13 protein-coding genes and 1 pseudogene are annotated in these 16,657 nt (G+C 39.4%); 5 read left to right on the top strand and 9 right to left on the bottom strand.

Features of this window, described 5'->3' with window-relative positions; translation table 11 throughout:
• The first annotated feature begins 494 nt into the window (after positions 1-494).
• On the top strand, positions 495-704 hold the full coding sequence (locus BTR25_RS13865; protein WP_075688643.1) for a hypothetical protein: 210 nt from the start codon (positions 495-497) through the stop codon (positions 702-704).
• Positions 701-994 (top strand): annotated as a pseudogene (locus BTR25_RS13860) (spore coat protein); the annotation flags it as partial. The gene BTR25_RS13865 and the pseudogene BTR25_RS13860, both read left to right, overlap by 4 nt.
• Positions 995-1,125: 131 nt before the next feature.
• On the opposite strand, the gene BTR25_RS13855 reads toward BTR25_RS13860, so the two are convergent.
• Positions 1,126-4,335 carry a DEAD/DEAH box helicase gene (locus BTR25_RS13855; protein ID WP_075688642.1) on the bottom strand — a complete coding sequence of 1,070 codons (3,210 nt, stop codon included), beginning with the start codon at positions 4,333-4,335 and terminating at the stop codon, positions 1,126-1,128.
• 191 nt (positions 4,336-4,526) lie between these two features.
• Between BTR25_RS13855 and BTR25_RS13850 the strand changes: the two genes are divergently transcribed.
• On the top strand, positions 4,527-4,784 hold the full coding sequence (locus tag BTR25_RS13850) for an HPr family phosphocarrier protein (RefSeq protein WP_075688641.1): 258 nt from the start codon (positions 4,527-4,529) through the stop codon (positions 4,782-4,784).
• Between the two features lie 62 nt (positions 4,785-4,846).
• Here the strand turns inward: BTR25_RS13850 and BTR25_RS13845 are convergent, their stop codons facing one another.
• The 4 genes from BTR25_RS13845 to BTR25_RS13830 form a co-directional block, all read right to left on the bottom strand.
• A complete protein-coding gene (locus BTR25_RS13845; RefSeq protein WP_075688640.1) occupies positions 4,847-5,623 on the bottom strand; it encodes an SDR family NAD(P)-dependent oxidoreductase in 777 nt (258 codons plus the stop codon).
• Positions 5,624-6,137: 514 nt separating this feature from the next.
• Positions 6,138-7,340 (bottom strand): acyl-CoA dehydrogenase family protein, encoded by a 1,203-nt coding sequence (locus tag BTR25_RS13840; RefSeq protein WP_075688639.1) that lies wholly within the window; start codon positions 7,338-7,340, stop codon positions 6,138-6,140.
• A 16-nt stretch (positions 7,341-7,356) separates the two neighbouring features.
• Positions 7,357-8,103, bottom strand: coding sequence for a 2-phosphosulfolactate phosphatase (locus BTR25_RS13835; RefSeq protein WP_075688638.1), 747 nt, complete (start codon positions 8,101-8,103; stop codon positions 7,357-7,359).
• Between the two features lie 216 nt (positions 8,104-8,319).
• A complete protein-coding gene (locus BTR25_RS13830) occupies positions 8,320-9,174 on the bottom strand; it encodes a MurR/RpiR family transcriptional regulator (protein ID WP_075688637.1) in 855 nt (284 codons plus the stop codon).
• Between the two features lie 150 nt (positions 9,175-9,324).
• On the opposite strand from BTR25_RS13830, the gene gnd reads away from it, so the two are divergent.
• Complete coding sequence (gene gnd, locus BTR25_RS13825) at positions 9,325-10,221, top strand: phosphogluconate dehydrogenase (NAD(+)-dependent, decarboxylating) (RefSeq protein ID WP_075688636.1); 897 nt, start codon at positions 9,325-9,327, stop codon at positions 10,219-10,221.
• Positions 10,222-10,413: 192 nt separating this feature from the next.
• On the opposite strand, the gene BTR25_RS13820 is transcribed toward gnd, so the two are convergent.
• Positions 10,414-11,145, bottom strand: a complete 732-nt coding sequence (locus tag BTR25_RS13820) for a TerC family protein (RefSeq protein WP_075688635.1) — start codon at positions 11,143-11,145, stop codon at positions 10,414-10,416.
• A gap of 208 nt (positions 11,146-11,353) precedes the next feature.
• On the opposite strand from BTR25_RS13820, the gene BTR25_RS13815 reads away from it, so the two are divergent.
• Entirely contained in the window at positions 11,354-13,297 is a 1,944-nt protein-coding gene (locus tag BTR25_RS13815; protein WP_075688634.1) for an elongation factor G, read from the top strand.
• Between the two features lie 43 nt (positions 13,298-13,340).
• Here BTR25_RS13815 and BTR25_RS13810 read toward each other — a convergent pair whose 3' ends face one another.
• From BTR25_RS13810 to BTR25_RS13800, 3 genes are all read right to left on the bottom strand, one after another.
• Positions 13,341-14,243: a cupin domain-containing protein gene (locus tag BTR25_RS13810; RefSeq protein ID WP_075688633.1), complete on the bottom strand. Its 903-nt coding sequence runs from the start codon at positions 14,241-14,243 to the stop codon at positions 13,341-13,343.
• Between the two features lie 130 nt (positions 14,244-14,373).
• Positions 14,374-15,726, bottom strand: coding sequence for an MDR family MFS transporter (locus BTR25_RS13805; RefSeq protein WP_075688632.1), 1,353 nt, complete (start codon positions 15,724-15,726; stop codon positions 14,374-14,376).
• Between the two features lie 114 nt (positions 15,727-15,840).
• Positions 15,841-16,638 carry an RDD family protein gene (locus BTR25_RS13800; protein ID WP_254842714.1) on the bottom strand — a complete coding sequence of 266 codons (798 nt, stop codon included), beginning with the start codon at positions 16,636-16,638 and terminating at the stop codon, positions 15,841-15,843.
• Between the last annotated feature and the right edge of the window lie 19 nt (positions 16,639-16,657).

Genomic DNA, 16,657 nt, shown 5'->3' with positions numbered 1-16,657 from the left:
TTAAGGTTTCAAAAACCGTCATTCAGCATCACCCCCTTTCAATAGGGAATGTGCCGACCACCCTTGAGATAAACCTATTCTATTGCCTCTTAATTATATCATTTTTTCAATAAAACAGGAACATACGTTTCTCTCTAAGAAAGAAATAGGCCATAAGACCTCAAAAATACCCTACCTGGAATAATTTATTTCCGGTTTTGTAATACGATTTGGTGGATCAGCCGAATACAGATCCTGACCTCCAACCATCTTTACAAATTCAAGCCTTATAGAGAATGGCTTAGGAGGAAAAGAATGAAAAGAAACCAAATCACCTTTCATCATATAAATGTTAATAGCATTAACGTGTCTTCTTGTATTTTTTTGTTCTTACATTTCTTAGAGGGTTATGGAAAAATATTCAATTGATCATTCCGAAAATTTCCAGAAGTTTTCCTTTTGTTTTAGGAGATTATAAATTTGTGTAACACAAGAAAATTTCAGGAGGAATCTCAATGAACACCCAATATTTAGCACCCCATGAAACGTATGAGCTCCATGAACTGTTAACATTTAAGAACCTTTGTCTTACAAAATCATCGACAATGGGTGCACTTGTTCAGGACTCTGAATTAAAAAATATCCTCCAACAGGATGTAACAAAAACGACAGCACAAATCCAGCGCATGCAGGAATTTATTACGAAGCGAGGAATGCAATCATGAATCAAACGATACAGAATATGGTAGGTATGGGTGGAATGACAGATCAAGTGGTTGCTACAGACTTTTTAATAGCTGCTAAATCTGGTGTTAAAAATATCGCGTTAGCTTTAACTGAAACCTCAACACCAGAAGTAAGAGAAACATTAAAGCAATATTTAATTGATGCAGTTAATACACATGAGCAAATTTCAAATTATATGATCTCAAAGGGGTATTATCATCCAAACAACCTATCAGAGCAGTTAAATGTCGATCTTACGGCTGCGCAAACTGCAATGAACTTGTCACAACAACAGTCTCAGCAATCTCAGCAAAATCAAAATACACAGCAATCTCAACAAAATCAGGATACACAGCAATTGCAGTAAAAAAGGTAAAAAAACAGCCCCCCTATTGGGAGGGCTGGCTTTAGCTAGTTTATCTATATCATTAACAATTCACGAATGTCTTCCTCTGTTAAGGCTGTTGAAGATCTACCTTCAGAATCAATCAATTCTTCTATTAAATCTCTCTTTTTTTCTTGAAGTTCATTCATTTTTTCTTCTATTGTACCTCGTGTAACCAACTTGATTACCTGAACTACATTTGTCTGCCCGATTCGATGTGCACGATCTGCTGCTTGCTCTTCTACTGCAGGGTTCCACCAGATGTCATAGAGGATAACCGTATTAGCACCAGTTAAATTAAGTCCAGTACCTCCTGCTTTCAAGGAAATGAGAAATAAATCACGTTCTCCTAGGTTAAATCGATTACATATTTCTAGTCTCTCTTCAGAGGGAGTTTGGCCATCCAAATAGAAATAAGGATGCCCTTCTATAGCAAGTTCGCTGCCAATGAGCGCTAGCATTTTTGTGAATTGTGAAAAAATCAATACCCTTCTGCCTGATCTTCTGGCTTCCTCTAAAATTTCCAGCAGCTGTTTAAACTTAGCTGAGTTTCCTTTATAGCCATCTACGAACAAAGCCGGGTGACAGCAAATTTGTCGTAATCGAGTTAAACCTGCGAGTATTTTAATTTTGTTTTTCCGCAATGTATCCTTATCCAAATGCTTCAACGTATCATGCCGAAGCTTTGCCAAATAGGCTGCATATAGCTTCTTCTGTTCTGGTAAAAGTTCCACCGATTCTAACGACTCAATCTTTTGCGGAAGTTCTCCTAGAACATCCTCTTTTAATCTTCGCAGTAAAAATGGACGTATTCTTCTCGAAATCTGTTTTCTTGTAAGGTTGCTATAGTCTTTTAGCCCTTTAAACAGCTCAGGAAAGACGACGTGAAAAATCGACCACAATTCCTCAAGTGAATTTTCAATTGGCGTTCCAGTCAGTGCGAAGCGATTTTCTGCCTTTATTCGTTTCACTGCTCGTGCTGTTTGAGTAATAGGATTTTTAAATGACTGTGCCTCATCAAAAAACACGGTGTGGAAGGTCTGCTTCTCATACCATAATAGATCTTTTCGGAGCAATGGATAGGAGGTGATCACCACATCCATTTCTGAAATATCCTTTTGCAATTTTTCTCGCTCTATTTTAGATCCATCGATAATAACAGATTCTAGAATCGGAGCAAATTTCATCAGCTCGCTCAGCCAATTGTACGTAAGTGATGCTGGACAAACAATAAGCACTGGAAGCTTTTTTTCTCGAATAACAGAAAGCTCTGATAAGATAAAGGTAATACTCTGCAGTGTTTTCCCTAAGCCCATATCGTCTGCTAGAACACCGCCAAATCCATAATTAGCTAAGGCTTTCATCCATTTATAGCCATGTTTTTGGTAATCACGCAAAATCGAATCTACTTCCTGCGGAACCTCATAATCCAACCCCTCAGGATTGCTGATATTTTTCATAAAATCTCGGAATGATTCTTCTAGTAATAAAGTTTGTTCACTTTCAAAAGAATCTAATAATTGTAGTCCTTGAACAATCGGAAGATTCAATCCACTGTCCAGTCCTCTTTCTTTGACCGGTAGTCCCTGCATGAAACGTTGAATGTCTTCAAACTCCCTTGTTTCCAATGAAAGCAGTGAACCATTACGCAAGCGATAAAATTTGCGTTTCTCCTCTAAAGCTGCCAATATTTCCTTGATATCACGATTAGGGATCCCGTCCATTTCAAATTTAAACTCGAGCCAATTCGTTCGTTCTTTTTTTACCCTCACCCTGACCTGAGGACGAGTGTTTTCCCTAAATATCCGATTTCTTACGGCTGTAGTCGCATATATTTGCACTAGCTTCTGTAATTTTGGAACAACATAGGTTAGAAACTCATATTCTAGTTCTTCATTATGCAAAAAGTATCCGCTATCTGTCTGGGCAAACTCACTTTCCTGCATAATTGTTAATATTTCCTTTTCGCATTCTTTGTCCCTTAATAGCAGGGGGACGCTAGAGGCATGCGAATCGAATGGATTAATGACAATATTTCCATAATGAAACTCAAGTCCCGCCAGTAAACGATTTTTTACCCGGTCTAAAAACAACTTAGCTACTAACGGAGTTTTCTTAAAATCTTTCGAAATATCTTCAGAAAAGCGGACTTCACCTAGTTTTCTTAGGCCAGGTATTACTTTTTCAATAAAATGGTTTACTTGGTCTTTATGAATGGTGATCCGATTTGTTCCGGCCGACTCGATCATTTGTTTCAGGTCCGAAAGGTGTTTACTATCGTCAGTATTTAGTTGTATACATTGCCCTTCATAGATCACCAAATGATAAGGATTCATCATCAACAAATCATTTATTCCTGAAATGCTTAGTAAATAGCCCTGCTGCTCATTTTCACTTATTTTAAACTGAATAGGAAGTCTTTGTTCTGATATCTGAAGTCCACTAATTCTATTTCCTTCAACCTCGAAGTCAATGTTTTCAGCTGTTGTTAGCAACGGGAAAAGACGCTGCCACACGGTCGCTGGAATCACCAGCAGGCTAGGATCCTTCATTCCTCCAGAGAAGGTCTCTCCTAATAGACTTTCATCACGGTATATTTGAATTAATTGCTGAATGATCATATTGGTTTCATTTTGAAAACAATGAAGCGAAGGATCAAATGTAAAAGAAGCTGAAATCTTAGTTGGCTTGACATCATTCACATTTTTTAGAAATTCACGGATATTCTGGACCAACAACTCTCCAAAGTATAGTCCAATCGAAAATAGCTTTTGCCCTTGTCTGGTAGTGATTGGTTTTAATAGCATCCCCAGCTGGAGTACTTGTCTTGTTTCAAAGTAAGGCTGCTGACCACTAGATTTTACGTTCTTTTCACTGAAAATCTCCATTAAACTCCCGGCAAGATTTTCCTTGACCTGCTGTTGATTCGAATCAGCCACGGGGAGTATATGGTTTGTTACCTGGCGTTGAATTTCATACATCGAATGCAAGACAGCTGCAATATGTTGGCACTCCTTATGATACGATAGAAGTTTGGGGCAGTTACACTCTGTCACGATGTCTCCATGTTGATTGATGGAAATGGTGACATGAAAATCGTCAGCTCCAGAAACCGTTGCAGTACACTGTTGATGACTATAGTGGTGAATGGTAACCTTCTTGGAACGGTAAAAAGCCTCTCCTCTTTTGAAGGAGACGGAACCGCACTTTTCTTTGATCAATTTATGACTTATCTTATAGTTCAATCCCTTTTCTCCTTCATAAGTAGTAAATGGAAAATAAATATATTATACCATTTTCAAACTTAAAGTCGTACGTTAAATAACCTTTTGTAAAGATGGCTGACATAAAAACTGACGAGCGCATTCATATTCGCATGATTTTATTCATACATAAAAGAGTGTTAGTAATCTTTATTCTTTACGGAGGTTTGTAAATGATCCAACAAACAGTCCAAATCAAAAGCAGTGCAGGTTTAGATGGTCGTGCAGTTACACACTTGGTTCAAACGGCATCACGTTTTGATTCTGAAATTTTCCTCACCTACAAGAAACACCGTGTCAATTTAAAGTCGATTATGGGAGTCTTATCTTTAGGAGTGCCTAGAGAGGCAAACGTAACCTTTGATGTAACAGGAGAGGATGATCAAGAAGCACTTAGAGAATTGGTAAGAGTTACGGAAGAAATGGTATAAGGAAATGGAGAGTAGCCAATTTAGTAATTGGCTACTCTTATCTTACCTAGAGAGGAAGTTTTTTAGTTGGATGTGGCTGTCATGCCACCATCGATGCGGTATTGGCTACCGCTAATAAACGAACTTTCATCTGATGCCAAAAACAATGCTAAATTTGCAATATCCTTCGTTTCGCCGTAGCGGCCCAATGGAATGCTCTTCTCTAATTTGTTTTTTGCACTTTGGGCATCGTCTGGATTGAACCCAGCCTCTAAAGAACGCATCATTCTAGTGTTTACTGGACTAGGGTGAATCGAATTGACACGTACATTTCCACTTGCTGCCTCCAGTGCTGCGGTTTTCGTAAGCCCTACAACGGCATGTTTCGAGGCCACATAGGGTGCTACTCCCGGGGACCCCTTCCAGCCGGCAACGGAGGAGGTATTGATAATCGAACCGGATCTTTGTTTCAGCATGACTCGTAGGACATATTTTAATCCCAGGAATACACCACGTACATTAACTGCCATTACTTTATCAAAATCTTCAATAGATTGGTCTATGATTGGTGCTACCTTACCTTCAATCCCTGCATTATTAATGAATATATCAATTCTGCCAAAATGCTGAACAGCTGAATTTACATACTTTTCTACTTCGGGTTCATTTGAAACATCTGCCTGGACTGTTACTACCTCACCAAAAACGGCTAACTCATTTTTTACAGAGTGTAGAGTATCTTCGCATAAATCTACTAAAACGACCTTTGCTCCTTCTCTTAAAAAAACAGCGGCCGTTTCCTTTCCGATTCCACCTGTCCCACCTGTAATCACTGCAACCTTATCTAGTAATCTTTGCATTACTTCCAGTCCTCCATATTAGGGTAAGTCTGGTTACCGTTCTTCCTCTTTCACGGTAATCAGAAGGGTCGTCTGTACCATTCCAGCATCTTTTTCTCAAATGCGGTTATCAGAGAGGTCGTCTGGTTACCGTTCCAGCATCTTTTTCTCAAATGCGGTTATCAGAGAGGTCGTCTGGTTACCGTTCCAGCATCTTTTTCGCTTATACGGTAAACAGAAGGGTCGTCTGGTTACCGTTCCAGAATATTTTTCGCTTATATGGTAATCAGAAGGGTCGTCTGATTACCGTTCCAGAATATTTTTCGCTTATATGGTAATCAGAAGGGTCGTCTGATTACCGTTCCAGCACTTTTTTTTCTTTTACGGTAAACAGAAATGTCATCTGGTTACCCTATCGCTTTAATTTCACTTTCAAGGGCATCAGACCCATGCTTCTTTCATTTATTCGCTTGAATAGCCCCAAAAATCAAAGCTGTACTCTTATCAAAAGAGCACAGCCTGTTAAATAAGTGGTTTATTGACGTTCCCTCAATTCGAGACGGCCGATGTCTCTTAGATGGACTTGGTCTGGACCATCGACAATGCGCAGTGTTCGTGCATTTGCCCAGTGCGCCGCAAGCGGAGTATCTTCACTGACGCCGGCACCGCCAAACACTTGCATCGCTTTATCAATAACGCTCAGTGACGCACGAGGAGCAACGATTTTGGCCATCGCAATTTCTTTACGAGCTCCCTTCGCCCCTTCTTGATCCATTTTATGAGCAGCATTTAAGGTCAAAAGTCTAGCCTGTTCAATTTCGATTCGGGATTCCGCAATAATTTCACGTATGACATCCTTGTCCGCAAGTTTTGTACCAAAAGCGACGCGGCTATTTGCGCGTTCACATAAAAGGTCAAGTGCTCTTTCTGCCGCCCCGATCGCACGCATACAGTGGTGGATTCTTCCCGGACCAAGACGCCCTTGGGCAATCTCAAAGCCTCTTCCCTCACCTAATAACATATTAGAGGCAGGAACACGAACATTGTTATAATGAACCTCTGCGTGACCATGCGGGGCATGATCATAACCGAAGACAGGTAAATATCTCTTAATCTCTACTCCTGGAGCATCGAATGGTACTAGAATCATAGATTGCTGTTTGTGTTTTTCCGCTGTAGGATCAGATTTCCCCATGACAATGGCTATTCCTACGCGTGGGTCCATGGCTCCAGAAGACCACCATTTGCGGGCATTTATCACGTACTCATCACCATCACGAATAATACTGCCTTCAATATTTGTTGCGTCAGAAGAAGCAACAGCAGGTTCTGTCATTGAAAATACAGATCTAATTTCCCCATTTAACAATGGAGCCAGCCATTTTTCTTTCTGCTCTGGTGTACCATATTTAATGAGAACCTCCATATTACCAGTATCAGGAGCACCACAATTGAAGGCCTCCGGGGCAATTAAAGATCGTCCCATTATGGCACACAGGTGGCCGTATTCATAGTTTGTTAATCCTGGACCATATTCTTTTTGAGGAATAAATAAATTCCACAGACCCTGTTCCTTTGCTTTGCTTTTTAACTCTTCCATAATTGGCGGAATGGCCCATCGCGTTTCCATTTGATTTAGCTGTTCTTCGTACAAACTTTCATTAGGATAAATATACTCTTCCATAAAGTTTATCAGTCTTGTTTTGAAATCCTGTGCCTGAGCAGATAATGCTAACATCGATTCATCACTCCTGTTAATTTAAATTTGGGATTTCTTTTACCATTTTTCCATTATGATAAATGGGAACGGTTTCAATTTTGTCTACTTTTCCAAGGATCATGTCGATAGACTGTTCAAATCCATAGTCTGCTAACATGCGGGCGGTTTCACAGCGATAAAGGTCTGAAAATGTTCTTTCTTTTGCAGATTGATAGCATAACAATGCTCCGATGGCGGAATCTGATAATGAGTATTCCCCCGCATTCTTTCGTAAATAATGAATGACTTGTCCAGCACCTATGTAGTCTTCCAATGAAAAGCGATTGTCATTTCCAGAACAAATGAATACGATCGAAGAATCATCATCGGCTGCATGAATTCTTTTAGCAACTGCTTGGCCATTGATAAGTGAGGAGACAAACAGTGTTTTTGATTCACGTGCTACATTAATAGCAACTGTTCCATTTGTAGAACAAAGAATCAGCTCTTTTTCTTTTGAGTATCTTTCATCCAAAAGCAGAAAAGGATCAGGATAGATAAATCCATCGATTTCTTCACCTTTAGATTCCCCTAATAGCAGGTAAGAATCCTTAGGGCTGGTTTTAGCTACTGATAAGGCCGTTTGTGCGTCTTTGACTGCCCTTACACTAGTAAAACCGTGATCTAAAGCTAGAATAATAGTGGAGGTAGCTAAAAAAACATCAATGACCACGGCTGTACATTCATGTAACTTTTCCATCTCCACCAGTTCCTTTTGGGTAACTACATGTATCTTTCTCATCCGTTCAGCCCCTACTGTTATTCTATTTTGTATCTAGTGTATTTAGCACATCAATCACAACTATAAATAAACCTTCTATTTAATATTAGTCTATCAATTAAAAAATTGAATATCAAGTATGTTTATTGGTGTTTTCTAAATATTTGGAATTCAATTCATCCTCAAATGTTAAAGAAGAGCTTGTAGGATACTCTCCCTACAAGCTCTTTCTAAACTCTAAATTCTTTTTACACTAATAGCGTCTCTGATTTTTTCGAGTGCTTCCTGGCCAGCGATGCCTGATTTCATTAAGATATTGACATATAGTGCATCGATTAATGTGAGTTGGGCGATCCGGGATGAGAGTGCCTCTGATCGGTATTCAGTTTCTTCTGATACCGTGTAAAGCGGGATGGAAGCTCCTGTACTTAAAGGTGTTTTCGCATAATTTGTAATAGAAATGCTTTTCGCCCCTGTTGCGTTCACCACTTCTAAAATTTGCAGCACATCTCTTGAAGAACCCGAGTGTGAAATTAACACCGCACAATCATTACATGACATCTGTGATGCCTCCATAAGTTGAAAGTGACTATCAATCACCGCACTTACCTTTAATCCCGTCCGTAAAAATTTATGGTAACCGTCAAGGGCGACGACACTAGATCCACCGCTTCCAAAAAACTTTACCGAATCGGCTGCCAACAACGCATCTACCGCTAATTGCAATTGCTCCTCATCAACGACCGCCAACGTTGCTACCAGTGTTTTTTGGTTTGCCTGGAATACCTTTGAGGCAATCGTTTCAACTGTATCGCCTTCATCTACTTGTTCATGGATATCCTGCAATGGTGAAACCACTTCAGAAGCAAGGGCTATTTTCAATGCTTGATATCCTTTATAACCAAGACGTTTGCAAAAACGGAAAACGGTGGAGTCAGCAACATTTAAATCCTCAGCAATTTGATTAATGGAGGAATGAATAATTTTTTTGGGGTATTTTAATATATAATCAGCTATTTTTCTTTCGGTCACACTGAATTCTGGATAGTTTGTCCGAATTGTAACCAAACAAGGCTTTTGATCCTTTTTCATCATATCTCTCCTGTTTAGGACTTTCTTTTATTATACTCAATTTTAGATTAGGAAAAAATATTTTTTTAAAATACCTTACAAAAAAGAATTTTTTTTCATATAATGAACTTATTAAGAAAATTTATTTCGCAAAAGTTAGGATGATGATGAATGCAGCTTGGAATGATTGGCTTAGGTAAAATGGGATATCAGCTTACTTTGAATTTAACCGATAAACATCACGATGTGGTCGCTTATGATGTAAATCAGGATATGATGAAAAAAATTTCCGAAGAAGGTGTCACGACTGCTGAAACAATTGAAAGCCTTGTTAAGCAATTGACGAAACCAAGGACCGTTTGGTTAATGGTCCCGGCTGGCAAAATTACCGAAACGGTTTTTGAACAGCTCCTCCCCTATCTCGATGAAGGTGATCGGATTATTGATGGCGGTAATGCACACTATAAAGATTCCATCAAACGGAATGAAAAGTGTGAACAGCACGGAATTTATTTCTTTGACTGCGGAACAAGCGGTGGTGTTGATGGGGCCCGAAACGGAGCTTGTACGATGATTGGCGGAAATCCTGAAGTGTTTTCTGAAATTGAACCGATCTTTCGTGATCTAACGGTTGAAAATGGCTATCTCTATGCTGGAAAGCCTGGCAGCGGACATTTCTTAAAAATGGTCCATAATGGAATTGAGTATGGCATGATGCAGGCCATTGCTGAAGGGTTCGAGATAGTAGAGAAAAGCCCGTTTGAATTTGACTATGAAAAAGTCGCAAGAGTGTGGAACAATGGCTCTGTCATCCGCTCATGGTTAATGGAGTTGACGGAAAATGCATTCTCTAAGGATGCAAAACTTGATGGAATTAAGGGAATCATGCATTCTTCAGGAGAAGGTAAATGGACTGTCGAGACAGCGCTTGATTTGCAGATGATGGCACCAGTGATCACGATGGCATTAATGATGCGGTATCGTTCCTTAGAAGACGATACCTTTACAGGAAAAGTGGTAGCTGCTCTTCGTAATGAATTCGGTGGGCACGCAGTCGAAGAAAATTAATGCAAAAAGCTCTTATTTGTTTTTTCAGATAAGAGCTTTGTTTGTGACTCGATGTTTAACTGTGATTATAAAATCATCCTAGTCTAAAGGGAAACCAGCTTTTTGTACAAATCCGAGCTTTTCATATAACAGAATGGATCACGTAATGAAGGTAGCGACTGTTAACCGAATTGGTCACTTTTTATATGCCTTTTATCTCGGAGAGGCATTACCAGAGTGTTTTCTGACGGTATGAACAAGAAAAGTTCCAAAAAAGACAGTGATGAGGATACTGAAAAATACAAATTCATTTAATTGGAAACCAAAGGCTGCTGTAATCATTTTAACACCAATGAGTGCAATTAACACAAATGCCGTTGTTTCAAACTCAGGTACCTTTTCAATCAGCGCTAGGAACAATTGAGCTACTCCCCGCATCATCAAGATCCCTAGTACTCCTCCTAAAAACAATACCCATACTTGGTTGGATACTCCAAAGGCAGCAATCACACTATCCAAACTAAAGGCAATGTCCATTAACTCTACCGCTAGAACCGTTCTCCAAAACCCCATCGATTTTGGCTCCACTGCCCCCTCTTCTTCTCCTTTTGTCATAAAGTGCTGGAAAACAATCCAAAGAAGATAGTGACCCGCAACAATTTGAAGCCAGGCGATTTTTATTAAGGTAACGCCAAAGCCAATTGCCAAGATACGGAATAGATAAGCACCGATAATACCATAAAACAGTGCCTTTTTACGTTGTTTCTTTGGAAGGTGCTTGACCATAACCGCTAAAACAAGTGCGTTATCGGCTGACAATAACCCTTCAAGAATAATGAGAGTACCGATTACACCCCAACTGGCTGGGTCGGTCAATACATTCTGAAAAGCCTCAAATGAAAAAAAAGAGCTATAACTATTTATGATTTCCAATATGAATTCCATTCCTTGGATTTTTCCCCTTTCTGAAGGTCAGTTAAGTGGGTCACCTACTTTAAAAAGCATGTCCTTTTGCTCCTTTCTAATATGTATGACAGGCACTCGAACTTATGAACAAATCTACTTCAATAGACCTAAATTTACTTACCAAAAAATCCCCTGTGATATAATGGGAGGACTATGACTAACGGTAAAAAGACTTTGAGGTGCAAGGATGAAGAAAACCATTGGAATGTTCGCGCATGTAGACGCTGGAAAAACGACATTAGCAGAACAATTGCTTTATCATACAAAAACGATTAAACAAAGAGGCCGTGTTGACCATAAAGATACCTTCCTAGATCACCATGACATTGAAAAACAACGAGGAATCACTGTCTTTGCTGAACAGGCTGCTTTTACATATAATCAATCAGAATATTATTTGATCGATACACCTGGACATGTCGACTTTTCACCAGAGATGGAACGAGCCATTCAAGTAATGGATTATGCAATTGTCGTAATCAGTGCGGTGGAAGGTATTGAAGGACACACGGAAACCATCTGGAATTTGCTTCAAAAACATCAGGTCCCTACCTTCTTCTTTATCAATAAAATCGACCGTATCGGCGCGAATGCTGAAAGAGTACGAGCAGAAATTCGCAGCAATTTAACACCGGATGTTTGTGATCTAACAGAGCTAGTAGACCTTAATGAAATGAATGAGCAGCTAGTAGACTTCCTCGCAGAGCGTGATGAAAATCTGCTTGAAAAGTATATGGATTCAGGATATGATCCCATTTTGTGGCTTCAAACCTTTAAACGACTACTTAATTGCAAGCTTATCTTCCCTTGTGTTAGCGGGTCTGCTTTACAAGATATTGGAGTTACAGCTTTTTTGGAAAAATTAGATCAATTAACAGCTACGAGTTATAAAGTAGAAGAAGCATTTGCCGGACGCGTTTATAAAATTCGCTATGATGAAAAAGGTACCCGAATTACCTTCATCAAGGCACTTAGTGGATCATTAAAAGTTCGGAATGAGCTCAGGCTTGGCGAAGACCACCTTGAAAAAATCACCCAGTTGCGACTTTATAATGGCGGTAAATTTAAAAATGTGGACCAAATAACTGCTGGTGATCTTTTTGCGGTTACAGGATTGTCCTCAGCTACTGCTGGTGATGGAGTCGGTTCATTAACAATGAAAGTCAATTATGAAATGGTCTCAGCGCTGAAGTCAAAGGTAAACTTTGATCCCTCCAAAAACGTGAAAGAAGTATTAGGATATTTTAAGAGACTAGATGCTGAGGATCCTTCATTAAAGGTGACTTGGGAAGAACGTACCCAAGAAATTCATATTCATGTGATGGGGCTCATTCAACTTGAAGTGTTGATCCAAGTAGTCAAGGACCGCTTCCTGCTAGATATTTCATTTTCTGACCCTGAAATACTATATAAAGAGACAATCGACTCACCTGTGCGAGGGTACGGCCATTTTGAACCTTTAGGACATTACGCAGAAGTCCACCTGCAGCTAGAGCCTGCCGACCGGAATAACGGAATTACATTTGAGAGTATTTGTCATACGGATCATCTGCCTGTTAGTACACAGAACCTTATCCGCCACCACTTGTTTGAACGCCAGCATCATGGTCTCTTAACGGGATCACCGATTACTGACTTGAAGATTACATTACTTACAGGTCGAAGCCATAATAAACATACCTCTGGTGGGGACTTTCGTGAGGCAGCCTTCCGTGCATTAAGACAAGGCTTGGAGAAAGCTGAAAATACGCTGCTCGAGCCTTATTATGATTTTAAAATAAAAATCGAACTCGATCATCTCGGAAAAATTTTGACCGATATCCAAAACGCACATGGCAGTTTTGAAGCACCGATTACGGAAGGTGACAAAGCGATACTAACGGGAAAGGTCCCTGTCATTACCTTTATGAATTATGGTCCTGAGTTTGCAAGCATCACGCAAGGAAAAGGATTATTAAATCTAGTGTTTGGAGGTTATCACCGGTGTCATAACCAGGTTGAGGTAATTGAAAAACTACAATACAAGAAGGACGCAGACCCTGACTATACTTCAACTTCAATATTCTGTTCCAAAGGACAAGGCTACAGCGTCCCTTGGGATCTAGCCGAAAAAGTAATGCATTGCTTATAGAGTTTCATAAAAATAAAAGGATGAGATCAATGTCTCATCCTTTTTACCATCGGTGATGCTCCTCTTCAGCAGCCATAGCAATGGCTTTCGTCTCATGTATAGTTCCTTTTGGATGCTGCGGCGGCGCATAGATAGAATAAAGTTTTAATGGCTGGTTTCCAGTATTCGTTAAATTATGCCATTTTCCAGCAGGTATCACAATCGAAAAATCATCGGCAACTTGTTGTCTAAAGTTCAAACGATCTTTGCTATCGCCCATTTGAACAAGTCCTTGTCCTTGTTCAATGCGTAAGAATTGATCGAGTTCAGGATGAATTTCTAAGCCGATGTCCTCTCCTACCCCAATGCTCATCAAGGTAACCTGCAGATGATCTCCAGTCCAAAGTGCGGTACGGAAGTTATCGTTTTGCTTTGTTGCCTCATTAATATCAATGACAAATGGATTTGGCCCGTAATCGGTGACTCGAACAGAAACCTCCTCATTTAAAGAACGAAACCGGGCCGCATTTTCCTGTTCACCCGTTACAGCCCACAAAAATACATTCCGAATTTGCGGATGCTGAATTAGATAACCAGTTCGGTTGTATTCTTGATAACCTTCTACCTCTGCTTGATAAGCCTTTTGCAGACCATCCTGATAAGCGTTGAAAGGAACTTGATCGATTTGATAGACTGGCTTCGTTCCTGTAAGGTTCACGTAAAGATGAGTAAATTGTGATAGATGTGCTTTTTTGCTTTCTAGAGCTAGGAGAATGTCATTTTTATGCTTTTGATTTGGAGCTAAATTGGCTAACTGTCTATATAGTTCAATCGCTGTTGCCTCTCTCTTGATGCTTTGAAGAATAGATTCAAGAATTTGGTGTATGTTTTCTTGGTTACTTCTCACCATTGAATTGTCATAATTCGAATAAGAGTTCGGATTTGAAAAATAAGTCAAATTGCTCATTCCCTTCACAGGTTTTCTTTAAGCATCATATGCCTATTGAAGGAGAAGGTACTTCAACCTCGGTAAGTTAGGTTTTTACCCAATAAAAAGGCCTAAATCTTGTTCTAAGATATAGGCTTTTTTAATATGGTTATTCAGTTAACATAACGTTATTATCGCTAACATTAGCAGCTGCCCCTGTTTTAGAAGGAAATAGGAAACTTATGAAAATCGTTACGAAACTTAGCACCAAGGCATAAAGGAATACGTTCTTTATTCCTAAGTTGATCGTTGCTGCCTGATTAATGATTAATCCCATTACCGTTACTCCAATCGAGGTTCCTATATTTCTCAAAAACATTTGTAACGATGTCGAAACGCCCTTAATCGTTGGTTCAGCAAACTCTTGTGATGCAATGGTACCTACCGCAAACAATAAACCGAACGAAAAACCTTGAACAGTCAAAATGGCGAATAAGCCTGTGTAAGAAAGCTGATTGACGAATAAGTACAAAGCTGCTCCTGAAATAAACGTGATCAAACTTCCGACAATGAATAATCGTCTATAGCCAAATCGGATAATCCACTTACCTGCAGGTGTGCTCCCGAACATCCAGCCTAGAGATATACTTAATAGAATAAGTCCACTTTGATAAATACTCATTGATCGTCCCTCTTGCAGGTACAGCGGGATGAAATTAGATGTTCCGAAGAAGGAAAGGCAATAAAATAACATGAACGTATTGGTCATCAAGATTCCTCTGTTTTTAAATAAGGAAACCGGCAAGAACGGATGTGCTTCCTTTCTCTCGACGAGGATAAATACCATTAATCCCATCACCCCAAAGATGACATACCAAAGGGGATTGCTTACACTTGTTGCGAGCAATAATAATGTAATGGTAAAGCCAAACAGTAAAAAACCTTTGTAATCAATGTACGATTTTTTAAATTCCATTTGCTCCTTGTAAGGAATTAAGCAAAGGACTGTAATAATACCAATTGGAATATTAATAAAGAAAATCCATCTCCAGGTTAATGCTTCAACAAAGAACGACCCAAGAACTGGCCCCACAATCGAGGATAATGCCCAAATCGTACTAAAAACGGCTTGGATCTTTCCGCGTTTTTCAATAGAGAACAAGTCTCCAACAATGATCATCGAAAGCGGTATCATCCCTCCTGCTCCCAGTCCTTGAATTCCTCTATAGATGATTAATGAAACCATGGAATCTGCAATACCACAGAGGATTGAACCAATCGTGAATAAACTGACAGCAATCATTAATAATCTTTTTCGTCCATACATATCAGCAAGTTTTCCAAAAAGCGGAACCGTTACCGTACTCGCCAGCATATAGACCGAAAAGATCCAGGCAAATAACTCCTTGCCGCCAAGTTGACTCACAATGGTCGGGCTTGCTGTTTGCATGATATTGGCATCAAGTGCCGAAATGAGGGTCGTAATCACAAGCCCCCAAAACACAAATCTATTCTTTTTCATAAAATCCTCCTGAGAAGTGAAAAATACATCCCATTAAATGTAATTTTTTGCAACTCTATCATTATAGCAACCTTTTAAGGAATATCAATAATAAATCTGTGCTATGTGCCTAAACTAGATTTCAAATTCCCACTCATCCTTCAGGTGTAAATAAAGAACAATCAGTGTATTTTCTAATTCGAGTTCTGTCTTCTGTTCTGCATCGATCCCTAATTTTATTAATAGAATACGAGCAATTTGTCTTGTTAAGTCGGCTTTTTCATCTTCAACTAGCTGAGTTAGTCTTTGACAATAGCTAGAAATTAACTGCCAATCCTTTGGTCCGAAACTTACCAATGTACGTTCATCTATCATTAATTCCTCTTTGCGGAGTCCTCGTTTGGCTATTTCTTTTTCAAGTGGTGATTGTTTCTTTTTTCGTGAATGACGCTCATGAACAACGATGGTTCCTGCGACAACATCTCCCAGCCGCTTATGCTTGCTGTGGAAAAAAATCATGACCAGACCAAGAAAATAACCAGTGGGCAAGGAATCAATGATTCTCATTAAATTTCTGATTAGACTTGAAAGCAAGGTAATACTGTGCCCGTTCTCCTGGATTACTCTGATTCCTAATACCTTCTTACCGATTGTTCTGCCGCCTGAGAAAAATTCAAACACAAAAAAGTAACCCCAATTAAGAATAAATAAAACAATAATGGTGATTCCAAGAGCGACAGGTTCTAATTGCGCTAATAACATACTCGACGGTAAGCCAATGGTTGTGAGTACAAGGATTAGCAAGATCAGTATGTTTACAGTCATTAATAGCAATTGATCGATGATAAAGGCCGCTGTACGGCTACCTAAACCAGCTAGCTGAAATTGAATGGATACATATTCGGGCGTTTTAATATCAGTATGTTGATTCACTAGGATTTTTCCCTTCATG

This window comes from Bacillus sp. MRMR6, assembly GCF_001940785.1.
GTDB lineage: Bacteria > Bacillota > Bacilli > Bacillales > Cytobacillaceae > Neobacillus.
The sequence above is the reverse complement of the archived record's forward strand: the minus strand, read 5'-3'. Positions and strand labels throughout refer to the sequence as shown.